This window comes from Sphingosinicella rhizophila, assembly GCF_032378825.1.
Lineage (GTDB): Bacteria > Pseudomonadota > Alphaproteobacteria > Sphingomonadales > Sphingomonadaceae > Allosphingosinicella > Allosphingosinicella rhizophila.
Map to the genome: position 1 here is coordinate 160,424 of NZ_JAVUPU010000002.1, position 18,460 is coordinate 178,883.

The 18,460-nt window shown below is 62.5% G+C and carries 17 protein-coding genes; 8 read left to right on the plus strand and 9 right to left on the minus strand.

All coding sequences use genetic code 11. From position 1 onward, the window contains the following. Positions 1-3 precede the first annotated feature (3 nt). Both RQX22_RS03880 and RQX22_RS03885 read right to left on the minus strand, forming a co-directional pair. The gene (locus RQX22_RS03880; RefSeq protein ID WP_315723833.1) at positions 4-459 is read right to left on the minus strand and encodes a MaoC family dehydratase; all 456 of its coding nucleotides are present in this window, start codon (positions 457-459) and stop codon (positions 4-6) included. A gap of 167 nt (positions 460-626) precedes the next feature. After that, entirely contained in the window at positions 627-1,082 is a 456-nt protein-coding gene (locus RQX22_RS03885; RefSeq protein WP_315723835.1) for an Lrp/AsnC ligand binding domain-containing protein, read from the minus strand. A gap of 106 nt (positions 1,083-1,188) precedes the next feature. Between RQX22_RS03885 and putA the strand changes: the two genes are divergently transcribed. Beyond that, positions 1,189-4,206, plus strand: coding sequence for a bifunctional proline dehydrogenase/L-glutamate gamma-semialdehyde dehydrogenase PutA (putA, locus tag RQX22_RS03890; RefSeq protein ID WP_315723837.1), 3,018 nt, complete (start codon positions 1,189-1,191; stop codon positions 4,204-4,206). Between the two features lie 41 nt (positions 4,207-4,247). Here the strand turns inward: putA and RQX22_RS03895 are convergent, their stop codons facing one another. The 3 genes from RQX22_RS03895 to RQX22_RS03905 form a co-directional block, all read right to left on the minus strand. Then, positions 4,248-5,411 (minus strand): mechanosensitive ion channel family protein, encoded by a 1,164-nt coding sequence (locus tag RQX22_RS03895; RefSeq protein WP_315723839.1) that lies wholly within the window; start codon positions 5,409-5,411, stop codon positions 4,248-4,250. A gap of 36 nt (positions 5,412-5,447) precedes the next feature. Beyond that, complete coding sequence (locus RQX22_RS03900) at positions 5,448-6,548, minus strand: DNA topoisomerase IB (RefSeq protein WP_315723841.1); 1,101 nt, start codon at positions 6,546-6,548, stop codon at positions 5,448-5,450. A 106-nt stretch (positions 6,549-6,654) separates the two neighbouring features. Continuing rightward, positions 6,655-7,308 carry an extensin-like domain-containing protein gene (locus tag RQX22_RS03905; RefSeq protein WP_315723843.1) on the minus strand — a complete coding sequence of 218 codons (654 nt, stop codon included), beginning with the start codon at positions 7,306-7,308 and terminating at the stop codon, positions 6,655-6,657. Between the two features lie 174 nt (positions 7,309-7,482). Here RQX22_RS03905 and RQX22_RS03910 point away from each other — a divergent pair, with 174 nt between their 5' ends. From RQX22_RS03910 to RQX22_RS03925, 4 genes are all read left to right on the plus strand, one after another. Then, the gene (locus tag RQX22_RS03910) at positions 7,483-8,670 is read left to right on the plus strand and encodes a phosphoserine transaminase (RefSeq protein ID WP_315723845.1); all 1,188 of its coding nucleotides are present in this window, start codon (positions 7,483-7,485) and stop codon (positions 8,668-8,670) included. A gap of 11 nt (positions 8,671-8,681) precedes the next feature. Continuing rightward, on the plus strand, positions 8,682-10,259 hold the full coding sequence (gene serA, locus RQX22_RS03915; RefSeq protein WP_315723847.1) for a phosphoglycerate dehydrogenase: 1,578 nt from the start codon (positions 8,682-8,684) through the stop codon (positions 10,257-10,259). A 227-nt stretch (positions 10,260-10,486) separates the two neighbouring features. Continuing rightward, positions 10,487-11,776: an adenylosuccinate synthase gene (locus tag RQX22_RS03920; RefSeq protein ID WP_315723849.1), complete on the plus strand. Its 1,290-nt coding sequence runs from the start codon at positions 10,487-10,489 to the stop codon at positions 11,774-11,776. A gap of 28 nt (positions 11,777-11,804) precedes the next feature. Then, the gene (locus RQX22_RS03925) at positions 11,805-12,551 is read left to right on the plus strand and encodes a class I SAM-dependent methyltransferase (RefSeq protein ID WP_315723851.1); all 747 of its coding nucleotides are present in this window, start codon (positions 11,805-11,807) and stop codon (positions 12,549-12,551) included. Between the two features lie 74 nt (positions 12,552-12,625). On the opposite strand, the gene fabI is transcribed toward RQX22_RS03925, so the two are convergent. From fabI to RQX22_RS03940, 3 genes are all read right to left on the minus strand, one after another. After that, positions 12,626-13,429 carry an enoyl-ACP reductase FabI gene (gene fabI / locus RQX22_RS03930; protein ID WP_315723853.1) on the minus strand — a complete coding sequence of 268 codons (804 nt, stop codon included), beginning with the start codon at positions 13,427-13,429 and terminating at the stop codon, positions 12,626-12,628. After that, positions 13,426-14,391, minus strand: coding sequence for a YihY/virulence factor BrkB family protein (locus tag RQX22_RS03935; RefSeq protein WP_315723855.1), 966 nt, complete (start codon positions 14,389-14,391; stop codon positions 13,426-13,428). The genes fabI and RQX22_RS03935 overlap by 4 nt, the downstream gene beginning before the upstream one ends. Before the next feature lie 162 nt (positions 14,392-14,553). Next, positions 14,554-15,492 (minus strand): DnaJ C-terminal domain-containing protein, encoded by a 939-nt coding sequence (locus RQX22_RS03940; protein WP_315723857.1) that lies wholly within the window; start codon positions 15,490-15,492, stop codon positions 14,554-14,556. A gap of 172 nt (positions 15,493-15,664) precedes the next feature. Between RQX22_RS03940 and pdxH the strand changes: the two genes are divergently transcribed. The 3 genes from pdxH to RQX22_RS03955 are packed head-to-tail and all read left to right on the plus strand — an operon-like array spanning position 15,665 to position 17,981. Next, on the plus strand, positions 15,665-16,243 hold the full coding sequence (pdxH, locus tag RQX22_RS03945) for a pyridoxamine 5'-phosphate oxidase (protein WP_315723858.1): 579 nt from the start codon (positions 15,665-15,667) through the stop codon (positions 16,241-16,243). A 35-nt stretch (positions 16,244-16,278) separates the two neighbouring features. Then, positions 16,279-17,205: a cation diffusion facilitator family transporter gene (locus tag RQX22_RS03950; RefSeq protein WP_315724588.1), complete on the plus strand. Its 927-nt coding sequence runs from the start codon at positions 16,279-16,281 to the stop codon at positions 17,203-17,205. Beyond that, positions 17,202-17,981 (plus strand): PhzF family phenazine biosynthesis protein, encoded by a 780-nt coding sequence (locus RQX22_RS03955; RefSeq protein ID WP_315723860.1) that lies wholly within the window; start codon positions 17,202-17,204, stop codon positions 17,979-17,981. Before RQX22_RS03950 ends, RQX22_RS03955 begins: the two co-directional genes overlap by 4 nt. A gap of 2 nt (positions 17,982-17,983) precedes the next feature. Here RQX22_RS03955 and RQX22_RS03960 read toward each other — a convergent pair whose 3' ends face one another. After that, on the minus strand, positions 17,984-18,451 hold the full coding sequence (locus RQX22_RS03960) for an NUDIX domain-containing protein (RefSeq protein ID WP_315723862.1): 468 nt from the start codon (positions 18,449-18,451) through the stop codon (positions 17,984-17,986). Positions 18,452-18,460 lie beyond the last annotated feature (9 nt).

Here is an 18,460-nt window from a genome sequence, read left to right on the forward strand (position 1 = left end):
GTTTCAGCTTAAGATGAGGGCGATCCACTCCGCCCGCAATGCCGGACGTTGCTCCCCCTCGATCTCGACGAGGACATCGTGGACAAGGCGCCATTGGCCATCCTGCTTCTCCTCGAAGGCGGCGAGGGTGAAACGGCCGCGCACCCGCCGACCAGATCGGACAGGTGTGATGAAACGGATTCGCTCGAGGCCGTAATTCAGAGCCATGGTTGCGCCGGCCGGGACAAGCATGACGCCGGCACCCATCCGGGTCAGCAGCGACAGGGTCAGGAAGCCGTGGGCAACAGTGCCGCCGAAGGGCGTCCGCGCGGCAGCTTCCGGATCGACGTGGATGAACTGAGCGTCGCCAGTGACGTCGGCAAAGCGGTCGATCATGGCTTGGTCGATCTCGATCCAGGGCGAAACGCCGATCTCGGTGCCGAGCTTTCTGCTGATCTCGTCGATGCTGGCGATCGGCAAAGCCCGTCCCTTTCCGTGTTTCTACAGCTGCTGTAGGGCGTCCTCGCCATCCCAGACAAGGCTGCCGCCCCGGCCCCCGCTCCGACGCTACGGAACGGCGCCTTTCTCTTTGGCGGCGATTTCCGTATCGGCTGACGGGGCAGGGGGCTAGCCGATTCGCCTTGGCGTCAGATCGGCAGCGCGAAGCTGCTTTTCACTTCATCCATCACCGCATAGGTGCGCGTCTCTCGGACGCCGGGTATCTCCGCCAGTACCTCGACCAGGAAGCGACGATAGGCGATCATGTCCGGCATGCGCAGTTTGAGAAGATAGTCGAACCCGCCCGCCACCATGTGGCATTCCATGATTTCGGGGCGCATGCGCACCGAATCGCTGAATTGCCTGAATATGTCGCCGGTCGTCCGTTCCAGTACGACCTCGACGAAGACCAGAAAGCTCTGGTTGAGCAGGACCGGATCGAGCAATGCGGCATAGCCGCGGATAAAGCCGCGTTCTTTCAGCCGACGCATGCGGTCGAGGCAGGCGGACGGCGACATGGCGCATCGTGTCGCCAGCTCCTGATTGGTGATTCGCCCTTCTTCCTGCAGGATCCTCAGTATCTTGCGATCGAGCTCGTCCATCATGAATAATTCTCCCAAACCATCTGTCTCCCGAACGATCTGCGGCAATTCCGCCGATTTGTCCAAAATTACGAGGAAAATTCGCCGGGATTTCGGCTAATTCTCCGACATGAAGAAGCAAAATTTAGCGCAAAGGCGCACCGAGATCAGGAAGTTGCACCGGGCGCCCGAGCCGGACGTGCTGGCCCCGTTACTCAAGGACGCCGCGCCCGGCGCGGCGACCAGGCAGCATATCGAGCGGCGCGCGTCGCTCCTTCTCGCCGATCTCCGCGACGCCCAGAAAAGCGGCTGGGTGAACCAGTTTCTCCAGGAATATCGTCTTAATACGTCGGAAGGCATCGCCCTGCTGTCGCTCGCCGAGGCCTTCCTTCGCGTACCCGATCCGGAAACGGCCGACCAGTTGATCGCCGACAAATTGGGCGATGCCGATTGGCGCGCCCATGCCGGAAAGTCCCATTCCACCCTCGTCAACAGCGCGACCTGGGGCTTGGTGATCGGTCGCGCTTTGGTGAGCGACAGCGAGCAGGGGAGCCAGTTGAAGCGGCTGATCGCCCGCGCCGGTGAGCCGTTCGTCCGTCAGGCCGTGGGTGCCGCCATGCGCATGATGGGGGAGATCTTCGTGATGGGCCGTACCATCAAGGAAGCTGTCCGGCGCATGGACAAAGGCGAGAATAGCGGCTTCACCGCCAGTTTCGACATGCTTGGCGAAGCTGCGCGGACATTTCCGGACGCCGCGCGCTATTATGAATCCTATGAAGACGCGATCCGCGCCGTCGGCAAGGTGGCGGATCGCGGCCACTCCATCTCGGTCAAGCTGTCCGCCCTGCATCCCCGCTACGAGGTCGCCCAATATGGACGCTGCGTCCCCGAGCTGATTGAAATGGTGGAGGCGCTGGCGACTTTGGCCAAGGCGTCAGATATCGCCTTCACCATCGATGCCGAGGAAAGCGAGCGTCTCGAAATGAGCCTCGACATCATCGAGGCTGTTGCTGGGCTGCCGGCCCTCAAAGGCTGGGATGGGCTCGGCATGGCGGTGCAGGCCTATGGCAAACGCTGCCGACCGGTCCTCGCCTGGGCCGATGCGCTCGGTGCCGCCAATGGCCGCCGGCTCGCCGTGCGGCTGGTAAAGGGCGCTTATTGGGACAGCGAGATCAAGCATGCACAGGAACAGGGGCTAGATGACTATCCCTTGTTCACCCGCAAGGCTGCGACCGATGTCTCCTATCTCGCCTGCGCGCGGGACATGCTGGCGGCGAAGAACATCTATCCTGCATTCGCTACCCACAATGCACTGACGGTTGCGACGATCGTCGAATGGGCGGGGCCAAGCCGTGACTTCGAGTTCCAGCGTCTGCACGGCATGGGCGACGGTCTGTATGAAAAGCTGGTGCGCGAAGAGGGGTATCAGGCCCGCATCTACGCACCGGTCGGCGGTCATCGCGACCTGCTCGCTTATCTTGTCCGGCGTCTTCTCGAAAATGGCGCCAATTCCAGCTTCGTTCACCAGCTCGCCGACGAAAGCTTGAGCGACGCCGATATCCTGGCGGATCCCGTGGCGAAGATCGCCGCTGTCGGCGGATCCCGCCATCCCTCCATTCCACTGCCGTCGGATCTGTTCATGCCAGAACGCCGCAACAGCGAAGGCATAGATCTCAACGACAAGGCTGAACTCCAACGAGTGGCCAAGGTCGTCGCATCAGACCTTGACACGGGCAAGGTGCCATCGCCCGCAAAAGCCGGCTCGCCTCAACTGGATCTCGCGGCCGATGCGCGGCGGATGGTAGGGCAGGCTCTTGCCGCCCAGCCAGCCTGGGACGCCTCGCAGGTCGAGCATCGCGCCGCCTGCCTGGATCGGTTGGCGGACCTGCTCGAGCATGAACGCGATGCATTGATGCGGATCGCCGTCCAGGAAGCGCGCAAGACCATCCCCGATGCGCTCGGCGAAGTACGCGAGGCGGTCGATTTCTGCCGCTATTACGCCGCTCAGGCGCGTCTGGGATTGCAGCCGGTCGAACTTCCAGGCCCGACCGGAGAGCGCAATATCCTCAGGATGGAGGGACGCGGCGTCTGGGTCTGCATCGCGCCCTGGAATTTTCCATTGGCCATCTTTCTCGGGCAAGTGGCGGCGGCTCTCGTCACAGGAAATGCGGTCATTGCCAAACCGGCCCCGCAGACTCCGGAAATCGCCGCTTATGCGGTCGGGCTGGCACATGGCGCAGGAATACCGGAGGATGTCCTGATCCTCGCCCCAGGCGGCCCGGAAATGGGGGCGGCGCTAGTGGAGGACAGCCGCATAGCAGGCATCGCCTTTACGGGCTCGACCGCCACCGCCAAGCGTATCGGCCGGGCGTTGCTGGAGGATGAGGAGCGGCCGATCGTCCCGCTGATCGCCGAGACGGGGGGCATCAATGCGATGATCGTCGACTCCACGGCGCTGCCGGAACAAGTCGTCGTCGATGTCGTCACTTCCGCCTTTCGTTCGGCGGGGCAGCGCTGTTCGGCGTTGAGGCTCCTCCTCCTTCAGGAGGAAATTGCCGAACGAACGATCGAGATGCTTGAAGGCGCCATGGACACTTTGCGGATCGGCGATCCGGCGGATCCTGCGACCGACGTCGGGCCGGTCATCGACCGGGACGCCTATGACCGGCTGATGGGTCATCGGAGCGAATGCCGGAGCCGGTGGCTGAAGACCCTCGAGGTACCGGACGAGGGGCTATTCGTGCCGCCGACCCTGATCCAGGTCGATCGGGTCGAGGACGTTCGCAAGGAATGGTTCGGTCCCCTCCTCCACGTCGCAACCTGGAAGGCGGGACAGCTCACCGAAACGGTGGATCGGGTGAACCGCAGCGGCTTCGGCCTCACCATGGGACTGCACAGCCGTATCGCCAGGGCCGCCGAGACGGTCGAACAGACGGCGAATGTCGGCAATCTTTACGTCAACCGGTCGATGATCGGCGCGGTCGTAGGTTCCCAACCCTTCGGCGGCGAGGGTCTGTCCGGCACCGGGCCCAAGGCCGGAGGGCCGCACTACCTCCCGCGCTTCTGTTCGGAGCGGGTGACTTCGACGGACACGACATCGTCTGGGGGCAATGCGACCTTGCTCTCCCTCGCCGACATCGGTGTCTGACGGAGGCGGCCAAGCTGTCTGCGAATGCGGGAAATCCCTGCTTAAGCATGATCCTTCGCTATCAGGGTCACGTCCGGATAGGGAAGGACGAGGTTTCCATCGGGGGCTGCCGTGAAGCTGGTCTGGGTCGGATAGGCGAAGTCGATCTTATCCTCGTTGAAGCGCTTCAAGATGTCGAGGCAGATCGCACTCCGGGTCATGAAGGCTTTCTCGTAATCGGTCGTGTGGACGTCGAACTGCACCTCGAAGTCCAGGCTGGAATCGCCGAAATTGATCATGCCGCATCGCACGAACGTGGTATCCTCATGCGCCTCCACCATCGCCTTGATCATGTCGGGGATGCGCGCGCACACCTCCGGTGGCGTCTGATAGACGATCCCGAGAGTGAGCACGAAACGTCGATGCTCCAGATGGGTGAAATTGTGGATTTGCTGTTCGAGCAATTTGGCGTTCGATACGATCACCTGCTCCCCGCTCAATGATCTGATCCGCGTTGTCTTAAGTCCGATATTCTCGACGCTGCCGGTGATCTGGTCGAACTTGACGCCGTCCCCTCGCCGAAAGGGCTTGTCGAAGATGATCGATAGGGCAGCGAAGAGATCGGAGAAGATGCCCTGCGCGGCGAGGCCTATGGCGATGCCGCCGATGCCGAGACCGGCGACCAGGCCGGTGACGTTCACCCCGAGATTGTCGAGGATGAGGATGATGGCGATGGCGAAAAGGGCGATCGTGACAAGCAGACGGATGATGCCGATCGCCGATCCCAATGTACTATGTTCGGTTTCCGGGCCGACCCTATGTTCGATGAAGCCGAGCACCAGTTCCCGCGCCCAGATCGCCGCCTGGAAAGCCGCCGAGATCACGAAAAGGAAGTTGATCGTCTTGAGGATGGCTGGAGGCGTCGCCGCATAGCCGGCGACCAGCTCGGCCGAGCACATGACGATGAAGAAGATATTGGTCTTGGACAGCACGCGCACGAAAATCACCGGCCAGCGCGGATCGCCGCCCATCCGTTTCATGATCCGGCAGCCAAGCGACCTTATCCCGAGCAGCAGCAGGGCGATGATGATACCGGCGCCCGCCGCGAGCATGATCTCGACGATATTGCCGCCGATCCAGTGCGCGGCCTCGTTGACCAACGTCGCGCCCTGCTGGGATATGTTGTGGACGGCGTCCGGGCCGTCGCCTTCGACCTGTTTGTTCATGTCGGCTCTTTAGTCGTAAGTCGTTTCGGCGGCCAGTCAGGCGGCCTGCGCCTCGATCGAGGGCGGCGTTCCCGCTGCCGGGCCACCCTCCACTTGCTCGCGGCTCTTTGCCGTCGCCTTGGCGGCGCTCCGGATCCTTGTCGCGATTTTGTTTTGCTCCTTCGGCAGCGCTTCGAGGAACTCGAGGAAGCCCCGCTCGAAGGCATTCATATATTTGGTCGACCGCGGCAGCTTGCGTTCGCCGATTGCGCCGGCATCCTTGGCGGCTTCGATCAGCGCGGGGTGGACATAGGATTTGCGGCTGATCGCCGGAGTGTTGCCCAGCGCCTCGGCGACGGGCTCGATCATGCTTTTCAGGTTGATCCGGTCCTTCCTGGAAGCCTTCTTCACCATCTCCTCGAAGGCAATGACGCTCGCGCCCCAGGTACGGAAATCCTTCGCCGTGAAGTCCTCTCCTGTCACTTCCTTGATATAGGCGTTGACGTCGTTCGACGTGACCGGCCGGACATCGCCTTCCTCGCCGATACATTCGAACAGATGCTGGCCTGGAAGATCCTGGGTCCGCCGCGCGATCCTGGCGAGGCTGCGGTCGTCGATCACGCAAGTCCGCTTGATGCCATGCTTGCCGGCATAACTGAGCTTCAGCTTGCCACCCACTATGCGGGCATGGCGGTTCCGCAGGGTAGTGGCGCCGAAACTCTTATTCTCCTTCGCATATTCCTCGTTGCCGATGCGCATGTGGGTGGCATCGATCAGCCTCACCACCGCTGCGGTCACCGTGTCGAAACTGATCGCCTTGCCGCCAATATCCTCCTCGACGCTCCTGCGGAGCTTGGGCAAGGCGTGCCCGAATGCCACCAGCCGCTCATATTTCTCGCTGTCCTTGTGGGCGCGGAACTGCGGGTGATAGCGATATTGCTTGCGGCCTCTGGCGTCATATCCGGTTGCCTGGATATGGCCATTGGGGTGAGGACAGAACCAGCAGCGCTCATAAGCCGGAGGCATGCCGATGCCGTTCAGCCGGTCGATCTCGTCCCGATCGGTGATGCGATCGCCGTTCGGATCGAAATACATCCAGTAGCGACCCCGGCGTTTGCGGATGATCCCGGGTGAAGTATCGTCGACGAAACGGAGCATCCAGTCATCCTTCGAGATTTGGATATTAAAGCCCCCACGAAGAGCTTCGTTCCTCAGGATTGACCGAGGTCCGGAGAGCAGGGCTTGGCCATGCCCACAGCTGCGACTATCGACAATAAGGACCGCGGCCCATGTCGAAGTGGAAATGGTTGCGGTGGAAGCTGTCCGCATTCGGGCCCAGGCCGATCTGGAAGCGACGGCACCCCGCCTGATGCACCGCGCGCAGGAAACGACGGATATCCTCGTCCTCGCTGTTCCAGCCGCGCAGCACGTCGATCCTGCGTCCGTCCACCAGTACGAAGGCCGCGATGTCCACCGCGTTGGAGCGGCCATGTTCGCTCAATTTGGCGCCAGACTGGCTGTTGACCGGCCGGCAGCTATAGGTGCCGAAGCTTTCGATTCGCGCAACCGGATTGCCGAGCCAGGAGCGCGCCGCCGGCTGTACCGCCTCGCGTGCCCAGCGCGCGAACTGGCGGGCCAGCGGACAAGTCATGGCTCCCAAATTTGTCACAGGCGTGCCGATATCCAATAATTGGACGCTGCCGAACGAGGTGCAGCCGCCGCCGAAGTTGCGATCGGGAAGGATACGAAAACCGACCTCTTCGCGTCGAAGATCGGCATGGCATTTCGCCGTCGCCCTGTCGGGCGGGACACTGCTTGTCTGCGGCGGTAAGCTCCGGGTCCGGGGTGATTTTTCGCTGCTCGAGGGGATGCAGGCCGCCAGCAGCAAGGTGGCCAGAATCGTCGCCCTTTGTCGCATGGCCGCACCGTGATGAGGGCGGCCCGAAGCGTCAAGGGCCGCCCCTGCCGCACGAGTCCAGCCGACCCGTGACTGCGCCGACTGAACGGTTGACTTAAGCGCAACCTCCTTTAAGGGCGGCGGCGGGCCACGCCGTCCCAACGCGGCGCGAGCTCTCTGTGAGGAGAGTCTTAAATGACGAATGACCTGCCCGGCAACGCCGGTAATATTGCGCGTACCCGACCCGAAGTCCGTCCTGCGCGACCTTATTTTTCTTCCGGACCTTGCGCCAAGCCTCCCGGCTGGGCCCCGGAGCATCTCGCCTTGGGATCGCTCGGCCGCTCGCACCGCTCGAAACTCGGCAAGGCGCGTCTCGGCTATGCGATCGAGATGACGCGCAAGCTGCTGCGCGTGCCGGCGGATCATCGTATCGCCATCGTTCCCGCATCCGATACTGGCGCCATGGAAATGGCAATGTGGTCGATGCTCGGCGCCCGTCCCGTGACGATGCTCGCCTGGGAAAGTTTCGGTGAAGGCTGGGTCACCGACGTCGTGAAGCAGCTGAAGCTGGATGCGAAGGTGGTGAAGGCTCCTTATGGAGAGCTTCCCGATCTGAGCGCCGTCGACCAGACGAATGATTTCGTCTTCACCTGGAACGGCACTACGTCGGGCGTCCGCGTCCCGAATGGCGAGTGGATAAGCGATGCGCGCGAAGGCCTGTCCTTCGCCGACGCCACCTCAGCCTGCTTCGCCATGGATCTTCCGTGGGACAAGCTCGATGTGACGACCTTCAGCTGGCAGAAGGTATTGGGCGGGGAGGGCGCCCATGGGGTACTGATCCTGTCGCCCCGCGCCGTCGAACGGCTGGAGAATTACACGCCCGCTTGGCCATTGCCCAAGCTGTTCCGCATGACCAAAGGGGGCAAATTGATAGAGGGCCTGTTCAAAGGCGAGACGATCAACACGCCCTCCATGCTGGCCGTCGAGGATTATATCTTCGCGCTGGAATGGGCACAGGGACTTGGCGGCCTCGACGGCCTCATCGCCCGCGCCGATGCCAATGCCTCGGCGCTCGATGCCTGGGTTCAGCTTAGCAGCTGGATCGATCATCTGGCGGCCGATCCTGCCAGCCGGTCGAACACCAGCGTCTGTCTGAAATTCGCCGATGATGCTTTGCCCGGCAGCGATGATGAAGCGAAGCTGGCTTTGGTCAAGAGTATCGCCGGCCTGCTCGAAGGCGAAGGTGCGGCGTTCGACGTAGCCGGCTATCGGGATGCGCCGCCAGGCCTTCGCATATGGTGCGGGGCCACCGTGGAGACGGCCGACATCGAAGCGCTCTTGCCCTGGCTCGATTGGGCCTATCACGAAGCCCGCGCGAAATAAGGAATCCAGCAATGCCCAAAGTTCTGATCTCGGATTCCATGGATCCGAAAGCCGCCGAGATATTCCGTGCCAACGGCGTCGACGTCGACGAAAAGCCTGGCCTGTCCAAGGACGAATTGAAGGCGATCATCGGCGAATATGACGGTCTGGCCATTCGCTCGGCGACGAAGGTGACGCCCGACGTGCTGGAAGCCGCGACCAATCTGAAGGTAATCGGCCGGGCTGGTATCGGCGTCGACAATGTCGATATCCCCGCCGCATCGGCCAAGGGCGTTGTGGTGATGAACACACCCTTCGGAAACTCGATCACCACGGCCGAACATGCGATCGCCTTGATGTTCGCACTCGCCCGGGAGCTTCCCGCAGCCGACGCTTCGACCCAGGCCGGCAAGTGGGAGAAGAACCGGTTCATGGGGGTCGAGCTGACCTCGAAGACGCTCGGGCTGATCGGCGCTGGCAATATCGGTTCGATCGTGGCGGAACGGGCCCTGGGACTCAGGATGAAAGTGGTCGCTTACGACCCCTTTCTCACGCCGGATCGTGCCGTTGATCTGGGCATCGAGAAAGTCAGTCTGGATGAGCTTCTCGCTCGTGCCGACTTCATCACGCTCCATACGCCGTTGACCGATCAGACTCGCAACATCCTCAGCCGCGAGAATCTGGCAAAGACGAAGAGAGGGGTTCGCATCATCAATTGCGCCCGCGGCGGCCTCATCGATGAGGAGGCGCTGAAGGACGCACTGGAAAGCGGCCAGATCGCTGGTGCCGCACTCGACGTCTTCAGCGAAGAGCCCGCCAAGCAAAGTCCCTTGTTTGGAACGCCGGGTTTCGTCGCGACTCCGCATCTCGGCGCCTCGACCACGGAAGCTCAGGTCAATGTCGCCATCCAGGTGGCGGAGCAGATGTCGGAATATCTGACCCGCGGCGGCGTCACCAACGCGCTCAACATGCCGTCTCTGTCGGCGGAGGAAGCGCCGAAACTGCGTCCCTATATGGAGCTGGCGGAAAAGCTCGGCTCGCTGGTTGGCCAGCTCGAGGGGCGAAGGGTGACCGGCATTGCGATCGAGGTCGAAGGGGCCGCCGCCACGCTCAATCAGAAGCCGATAACAGGCGCGGTTCTGGCCGGATTGATGCGGACCTATTCGGACACGGTGAACATGGTGAACGCACCATTCCTGGCAAAGGAGCGCGGGCTCGATGTGCGTGAAGTCCGCCATGACCGGGAGGGCGATTATCACACCCTCGTTCGCGTCACGGTGACCACGAACGACGGCGAACGTTCGGTAGCCGGAACCTTGTTCGGCAATTCCGCACCGCGGCTCATCGACATGTTCGGCATCAAGGTGGAGGCGGAGCTGGAAGGCGAGATGATCTATCTCGTCAACGAAGATTCGCCGGGCTTCATCGGCCGGCTCGGTACAGAGCTTGGCGAGGCCGGCGTGAATATCGGTACCTTCAATCTCGGACGCCGCGCAGCGGGAGAGGAGGCGGTCGCACTGGTTTCCGTGGACAGCCATGTCGAGCAGGATGTTGTCGAGACCCTGGCAAGCCTGCCCGGCGTCAAGCGCGTGGCGCCGCTTCATTTCTAAGCTCGTGTCGACGGAACGGAGCGAACGGGGAAGGCTTCCGGCCGACGCGCTGGAAGCTTTTTTCCGGATCGGCGAGCCTCGATGCCGTGGGTTCTTCCCTAAGCATTTGAATCGAGCCTGATTCACATCATCGGTGAAAGCGCCAAACACTTCCCCCCGAACGATCAGGCCCTAGACGAAGGAGGACCTGCGCCCTAGATCGGCGCGCGGCAATCAAGGGGCAGACTTTGGGCAATGTAACCGTGATCGGCGGCCAGTGGGGCGATGAGGGCAAGGGCAAGATCGTCGATTGGCTCGCCAGTCGCGCCGACGTCGTCGCCCGCTTCCAGGGCGGCCACAATGCGGGCCATACCCTGGTCGTCGGGGATCAGACCTACAAGCTGTCGCTGCTGCCCTCCGGCATCGTCCGGGGGACCTTGTCGGTCATCGGCAATGGTGTGGTGCTCGATCCCTGGGCATTGAAGGCGGAGGTCGAAAAGCTCAGCGGGCAGGGCGTCAAGGTCGACCCTGGGACATTGCAGATCGCAGACACGTGCCCGCTCATTCTCCCATTTCATCGTGATCTCGATGCGCTGCGCGAAGATGCCAGCGGACAGGGGAAGATCGGAACGACCCGTCGCGGGATAGGCCCGGCCTATGAGGACAAGGTTGGCCGGCGGGCGATCCGGGTCTGCGATCTGGCCCATCTCGGCGAGCTTGGACCGCAGCTCGATCGACTTTGCGCCCATCATGATGCGCTGCGCGCGGGCTTCGGTGAGGGCCCGATCGACAGGGCGCGGCTGGAAAGTGATCTGGGCGAGATCGCCGATTTCGTGCTGCAATTCGCCGGCCCCGTCTGGCTAACCCTCAACGAGGTCAAGGCGAAGGGCAAGCGTATCTTGTTCGAGGGCGCACAAGGCGTCCTGCTGGACGTCGACCACGGCACCTATCCGTTCGTGACCTCGTCCAACACCATCGCCGGGACGGCCGCAGGCGGGACCGGGCTGGGTCCCTCGGCGGCCGGATTCGTGCTCGGCATCGTCAAGGCCTATACGACCCGGGTCGGCTCGGGTCCTTTCCCGACCGAGCTCACCGACGAGATCGGCCAAAGGCTCGGCGAGCGGGGCCGGGAATTCGGTACCGTGACCGGCCGAAAGCGTCGCTGCGGCTGGTTCGACGCCGTGCTGGTGCGTCAGTCCTGCGCGGTTTCCGGCGTCACCGGCATCGCCCTCACCAAGCTGGACGTGCTCGACGGTCTCGATGAGATCAGGATCTGCACCGGCTACCGGCTACGGGGGCAGGAGTTTAGCCATCTTCCCGCCCATGCCGCGGACCAGGCTGCGGTCGAGCCCATTTATGAGGCTGTCGAAGGCTGGGGCCAGTCCACCGCCGGAGCCCGCAGCTGGGCGCAATTGCCGGCCCAGGCGGTGAAGTACATCCGCCGGGTCGAGGAACTGATCCAGTGTCCGGTCGCTTTGGTTTCCACCAGTCCCGAGCGCGAGGACACGATCCTGGTCCGCGATCCTTTCGCCGGCTGACGGTTTTCGGCTGAAGCGGAGTTCTGGAATGACGTCACGCGAAGCCACCAGTCTCTTACCCAGGTTCGGCGACACCGCCGTGATCGGCAATGCCAGCCGTTCTTTGTCAGACTGGCTCAGCATCATCGCCTTCGGCGCGATTCAGTGGCCATGGCTTTTGAGGAGCCTGAACGGCGGTTCGATGGAGGCCAGGATTGCTTTGCTGGATCGGCTGCATTTGCCTCATGACGCGCTGCCAAATCTCGGCAGTTGGAAGGCGGATATCGGGCTGCTCACGCTCGTCACCGATTACATTTTAGAGCACCGGCCGAATCTGGTGGTCGAGTTCGGCGCCGGCGCCTCGACATTGATCCTCGCCCGGGCGCTCCAGCAGGCCGGCGGGGGCACCCTGATCAGTTTCGATCAGCACCAGGATTTCGTAGACGCCACGCGCGACTGGCTTCTCGAACATGGATTGGAAGCCGATCTTCGCGCCGTTCCGCTGCGGCCCTCGCCGGGAGATTGGCCTGGGCTCTGGTATGATCACGGTCCGTTGCCGCGCGATATCGATCTCATGCTGATCGATGGTCCGCCCTGGACCATCCACCCGTTCACCCGCGGCGGCGCCTCCTGCCTTTTCGATCATATCGCTCCGGGCGGCACGATAATATTGGACGATGCCGCGCGGCCCGGCGAGCGCATCGTGGCACGCCGTTGGGGCAAGGCCTGGCCAGATTTCCGGTTCGAGCGCCGGCGGAGCGGGAGCAAGGGCACATTGATAGGCACGCGCCGTTGAACATCGATCTTGCTTGGAGCGTGACCGTTTGAGGTGGAGCGCTTCGCGCTTCCACCGATGACGTGAATCAGGCCCTAAGTCGTCGAGATATCGGGCGCATCCTCGGCCTTCATGCCGACGACATTATAGCCTGCGTCGACATGATGGATTTCGCCCGTCACCCCCGCGGCCAGATCTGACAGCAGATAGAGGCCCGCGCCGCCGACATCCTCGATCGTCACGTTGCGACGGAGCGGGCTGTTATACTCGTTCCACTTGAGGATGTAGCGGAAATCGCCGATCCCGCTCGCGGCAAGCGTCTTGATGGGGCCTGCGGAGACGGCGTTGACCCGGATATTTTCCGGGCCAAGATCCATCGCCAGATATTTGACGCTGGTTTCCAGCGCGGCCTTTGCGACCCCCATCACGTTATAATGGGGAATGACTTTCTCGGCCCCATAATAAGACAAGGTAAGGATGGATCCGCCGTGCGGCATCAACGCACGCGCGCGCTTCGTCACTGCGACGAAGCTGTAGGCTGAAATGTTCATGGTGAGCAGGAAATTTTCCAGACTGGTATCGACATATTTCCCACGCAGCTCGTTCTTGTCGGAAAATCCGATTGCGTGGACCAGGAAGTCGATCGTCTGCCACCTCTCCTTCAACCTGTCGAAGGTTCGGTCGAGTGCAGTCATGTCGCCGACGTCGCAGTCGATCAGAAAGTCCGATCCGACCGATTGGGCAAGCGGCGCTACTCTCCGTTCCAGCGCTTCTCCCTGGTAGGAGAAGGCAAGCTCCGCGCCCTGATCGGCAAGTGCCTTGGCAATGCCCCAGGCCAGCGACCTGTCATTGGCGAGACCCATGATCAGGCCCCTTTTCCCCTTCATCAAGCCGCTCATATATTTTCCCTGTTGAAGAACGCCTCTTCGCCTTCCTTTAGGGCCTCTTCCGGGGTTTCCGCTAGTGCAGCGTTGAGTTCTGCCCCGATCACCACGCCCAAGCCGATGACAAAGAAAAACAGCAAGGCGATGATAACTCCCGCGAGGCTGCCATAAGTAAGATCATAGCCGCCCAGACTGTTGAGAGCCGCCGGCAGGATTGCGGTGGTCGCAAGCCACCAGAACGTCACGAAGGCCGGGCCCGGCCATTTCGGGCATTCGCTGTTGCGGTAGCGCTTCGGCGTCAGTGAATAGAAAAGCAGGTAAAGCGACCCGAACAGCACCAGGGCGGGGACGACCCTCAGCAGAGTGAACAGGCTTACGAGTTCGTCCGCGCCCGGCAGCCATTTTAGAACGAATTCCTGAACGCCGCTGAGCAGGATCGAAATACTGAAGGCGATCATGGCGATGATCACCGATCCTATGATCATTCCGATCGAGCCGAGCCGATATTCCCAGAAGGGCCGGCTGAACGTCACGCCATAGGCCCGGCGGATGATGTCGCGGATCGTCTCGATGAAGCTCCCGGTGGTCCAAAGGCCAACGATCGCCCCGAGCCACAAAAGACTGCCAGAGCGGGAATGGATTACATCCCTGATCGGCTTCTGCAAGACCTCCGCCACGTCAGGCGGCATCGTCTGGAGCAGACCGTTGACGGCTGCCAGACCTTCGCGGGTCTGACCGAATATGCCGGCGACGGCAGCGGCGACAATCACGAAAGGAAAGAGGGTGAGGAGAGCGAGATAGGCAAGATTGCCGGCATGGATAAAGCCGTCGCTATAAACGCCGACCGCCACCCGCTTGACCACTTCGAATGGATATTGGCCTGGCCGCATCCGGCTGGTCAGCTTCCCGAAATGGCTCTGCGGCGCGGCCTGCTTCTTTCGCCGGGCCTCCGGGGATTCGGGGGAAATTTGTTGCACGATTAGGGATTCGTCCCACCCGAACGGCGCGATCGTCCGAGCGTCGCGGAACGTCCACGAGCTCGACCGGGCCTGGACCCAGAGCCCATGCTCTGCATTTCTCCTCGTACGATATCCTGATTTGTCATCGAATGATCCGCGTCGTCGTCGGGGTATGAGCTATTAGACGCCCAAGGAGGCCCTCGGGTTTCCTCTGCCGCGACCGTTCCAGCTTTCCAGGAAGCGGATAAGATCCGCATCGTCGGCTGGAAGATCGACCATCAGCGTCACCAATTGGTCGCCGCGCTGACCGCTTTTGGCGGTGAACCCTTTGCCCTTGAGACGAAGCACGCGCCCGGAAGTGGAACCCTTGGGAATGCTGAGCATGACCGCTCCGTCCACCGTCGGTACCTTCACCTTGGCGCCGAGCACCGCCTCATCCAGGCTTACCGGGAGGTCGAGGCGCACATCCTCCCCTTCCCGCCGAAAGAAAGGATGGGGCGTGATGGCGATGGTGACTATTGCATCGCCGTTACCGCCGGGCCCCGCCCGGCCCTGTCCGGCCAGGCGGATCTTGCTGCCTTCCTCGACGCCGTTGGGCAATTTGATATCTACCGTCTTGCCGCCCGAAAGAGTGACGCGTTGCGGTTTGAGAGTTGCCGCGTCCTGGAAGGGGACGGGTAGCCGGTATGCGATGTCCATCCCCTTTTCGGGCGCCGCGCGGCGCCCGAAACCTGAAAAGCTGCCGCGGCGCTGGCCACCGCTGAACAATCCCTCGAAAAGGTCGGACAGGTCGGCAGTCTCGTTCATCTCGAAAGGGGAGGGGCCGGGACCGCCCGGTCGGAATCCGCCGGCCCCGGGGCGCGGCCCACCGCCGCCGAAGCCGAACGGCGCCTTGGGATTGCCGTCCTCGTCGATCTCGCCACGATCATATTGGGCACGCTTATTCTTGTCCGTGAGGATGTCGTAGGCCTGCGTGACCTTCGAAAATCGTGCAGATGCCGCGGGATTATCCTTGTTGCGGTCTGGATGCAGCTCCTTGGCGAGCTTGCGATAGGCCTTTTTGATCTCGGCCTCACTGGCGCTGCGCGCCACTCCGAGCTGTGAATAAAGATCGGCCATCCGCGCTTCGTTCTCCACAGGGTGGAGAGCCAGCGCGCTCCGACCCGTCCTGTTGCAGTTGCTCTAAGGTGCGCTGTTGCGATTGCGCAACCCTGTTGCAGATGGGTCGCTTGAGGCCCAGGTGCAAGCGCCGATGCTTGTGCGAACGTCCGGCAGGCGGCAAGAGGCGGGAATGGCTGACGATCCGCATGAAATCTTCGCGCAATGGCTGGTCGAGGCCCAAGCGGTCGAGCCCAACGATCCGACCGCCATGGCGCTGGCCACGGCCGATGGGGCCGGCACGCCATCGGCGCGCATGGTGCTGCTGAAGGGCCATGACGATCGCGGCTTCGTCTTCTACACCAATATCGAAAGCCGCAAGGGCCGGGATCTGGCCGCCAACAGTCAGGCCGCCTTGCTCTTCCACTGGAAGTCGCTGCGCCGACAGATACGCGTCGAAGGCCTTGTGGAGCCCGTCGACGAGGGGGAGGCGGACGCCTATTTCGCGACGCGCGCGCGCGATTCGCAGCTCGGTGCCTGGGCCTCGGATCAGTCTCGCCCGCTGGAAACGCGCGCCCTTTTCGAAGAGCGCTATGCCCAGGCAAAGGCGCGCTTCGAGGGAAGCGCGGTGCCGCGGCCGCCGCATTGGTCCGGCTATCGTGTCGTCCCGCACAGGATTGAATTCTGGAATGACCGTACCCACCGGCTCCACGAACGCCGCCTGTTCGTGAAGGATGGTGACGGCTGGCGCGAAGGGCTGCTCTATCCGTGATCGGTACCCATCATCACGACCATCATGGCGCCCCAATGGGGACGCTCGCGGCCAGGGCCGCGATGGCCAGCGTCGGTACCGCCCTCTTCCTCCTGCTGATCAAGGTCTATGCCGCGCTGCAGACCGGTTCGGTGGCCATGCTTGGCTCGCTGGCCGACACCGGCCTCGATCTGTTCGCCTCGCTGGTGACCCTCTATGGCGTGCGCCTCGCGGCGATGCCCGCCGATCGGGACCATCGCTTCGGCCACGGCAAGGCCGAGGCGCTGGCTGCCCTGTTTCAGGTCGGGCTGATCGTCTTCTCCGCCGCAGGCATCGGTTGGCGGGCCGTTTCGCGCCTGTTCCAGGGGGAGGCCACAGCCCATGCGGAACAGGGCATCGCCGTTTCGCTTGTCGCGATCGCCGTGACGCTGGCCCTGCTCCTGTACCAGCGGCGTGTCATCTCCCGGACCGGCTCGGTCGCGATCGAGGCTGATCATGTCCATTATCAAAGCGACCTCCTGCTGAACGGGTCGGTAATCGCGGCTTTGGTGCTCGATCAATATGTCGGCCTGACCGGCGCGGATCCAATATTCGGGATCGCGATCGCTCTTTGGCTGGCCTGGGGCGCCTGGCGCGCATCCAGCCGTGCCGTCGATCAATTGATGGACCGTGAATGGCCGGAGGAGAAGCGGCAACATTTCCTCGCCGTTGCCGCTCGCCATCCCGAACTGCGGGGGATCCATGATTTGCGGACCAGAAGCAGCGGAAGCCGCGACTTCGTACAATTCCATATCTGGGTCGATCCGGCGATGACGGTCGCCGAAGCGCATCGCGTGACCGAGGAGGTGGAAGCCAAGCTCGGCCGGGAATTTCCGACCTGCGAAATCCTCATCCATCTCGACCCTGAAGGCCAGGTCGATCAGCCCGGCAACAGTTTGGCCGAAACCGATGAAAGCCTGTTTGCGAAAGGAACCAGAAGATGACGGAGCTGCGTTTCGTCCAGGTCGATGCTTTCGCCGAGCGGCCATTCGCCGGCAACCCGGCTGCCGTGATCCCGCTGGATGCCTGGCTTCCGGACGATTTGCTGCAGGCAATCGCCATGGAGAATAATCTCAGCGAGACCGCTTTCACCGTTCCGGCCGCGGGCGATGCCGATTACGAGTTGCGCTGGTTCACCCCGACGACCGAGGTCGTCATGTGCGGCCATGCCACCCTGGCCAGCGGTCACGTGCTCATCGAAGGGGACAAGATAAGGTTTCGGACCCGCAAGGTGGGTATATTGGAAGTCGCGAGGCAAAGTGGCGGCTATGCCCTGTCGCTGCCGCTTCGTCGGGCCGAGCCCAAGCCATTGCCGGATGTCCTTGCGGGCCTCGGGTGCGGCGAAGCTGAAACCTTCTGGCACGAGGAAGGCTATGCACTCGTCGCCTTGCCGACCGAAGAGCAGGTGCTGGCCTTGCGACCCGATTATAAGGTGCTGGCAGCCGAAGGCGATGTGCTAATCATCGTGACAGCGCCGGGCCGGGAAAGCGATGTCGTCAGCCGGGTTTTCGCGCCCGGCGCCGGCATCGACGAAGATCCGGTCACCGGATCGGCCCATGCCGTGCTGGTGCCTTATTGGGCGGAGCGGCTCGGCCGCGACGAATTCACCGCTTATCAGGCGAGCCGGCGCGGGGGCCGCATCTCGTGCAAGCGCCTCGGCGACAGAGCAATATTAGGCGGCGGATGCGTCACCGTGATCGAGGGCATGTTCCGGTTGTGAGCCTAAACATTTGAATAGAGATCGGCTTCGAGCGCATCGAGGATAGGGCGCTGGCTCGCCAGCATGAGTCGGCGCGCCTCCCCAAGCGGCATCCAAGCTGCGCGATCGACTTCAGGATAGGTTTGAAGGCGGCCGCTGCGCGGCGGCCATTCCAGTTCGAATCTGTTGCTGACGATTCGGTCCGGATCGAGATCGCCTTCAAGCGCGAAGGTTTTCACCCATTTGCCGCCGGCCTGGCGAATCGTGCAAAGTGGGCGTGGCACTCCGGCGGGCCGGCTCCCCAATTCCTCTTCGAACTCTCGCAGTGCCGCCGCTTCGTCCTTTTCGCCCGGTTCGACCAAACCTTTCGGGATCATCCAGGCGCCCTCGTCCTTGTTGCGCCAGAACGGTCCGCCGGGGCGGACGAGCAAGACCTCCAATATTGTCTCGCGCATGCGGTAGAGAACGATACCGGCGCTGAAATCGGGCATCGCTGTCAG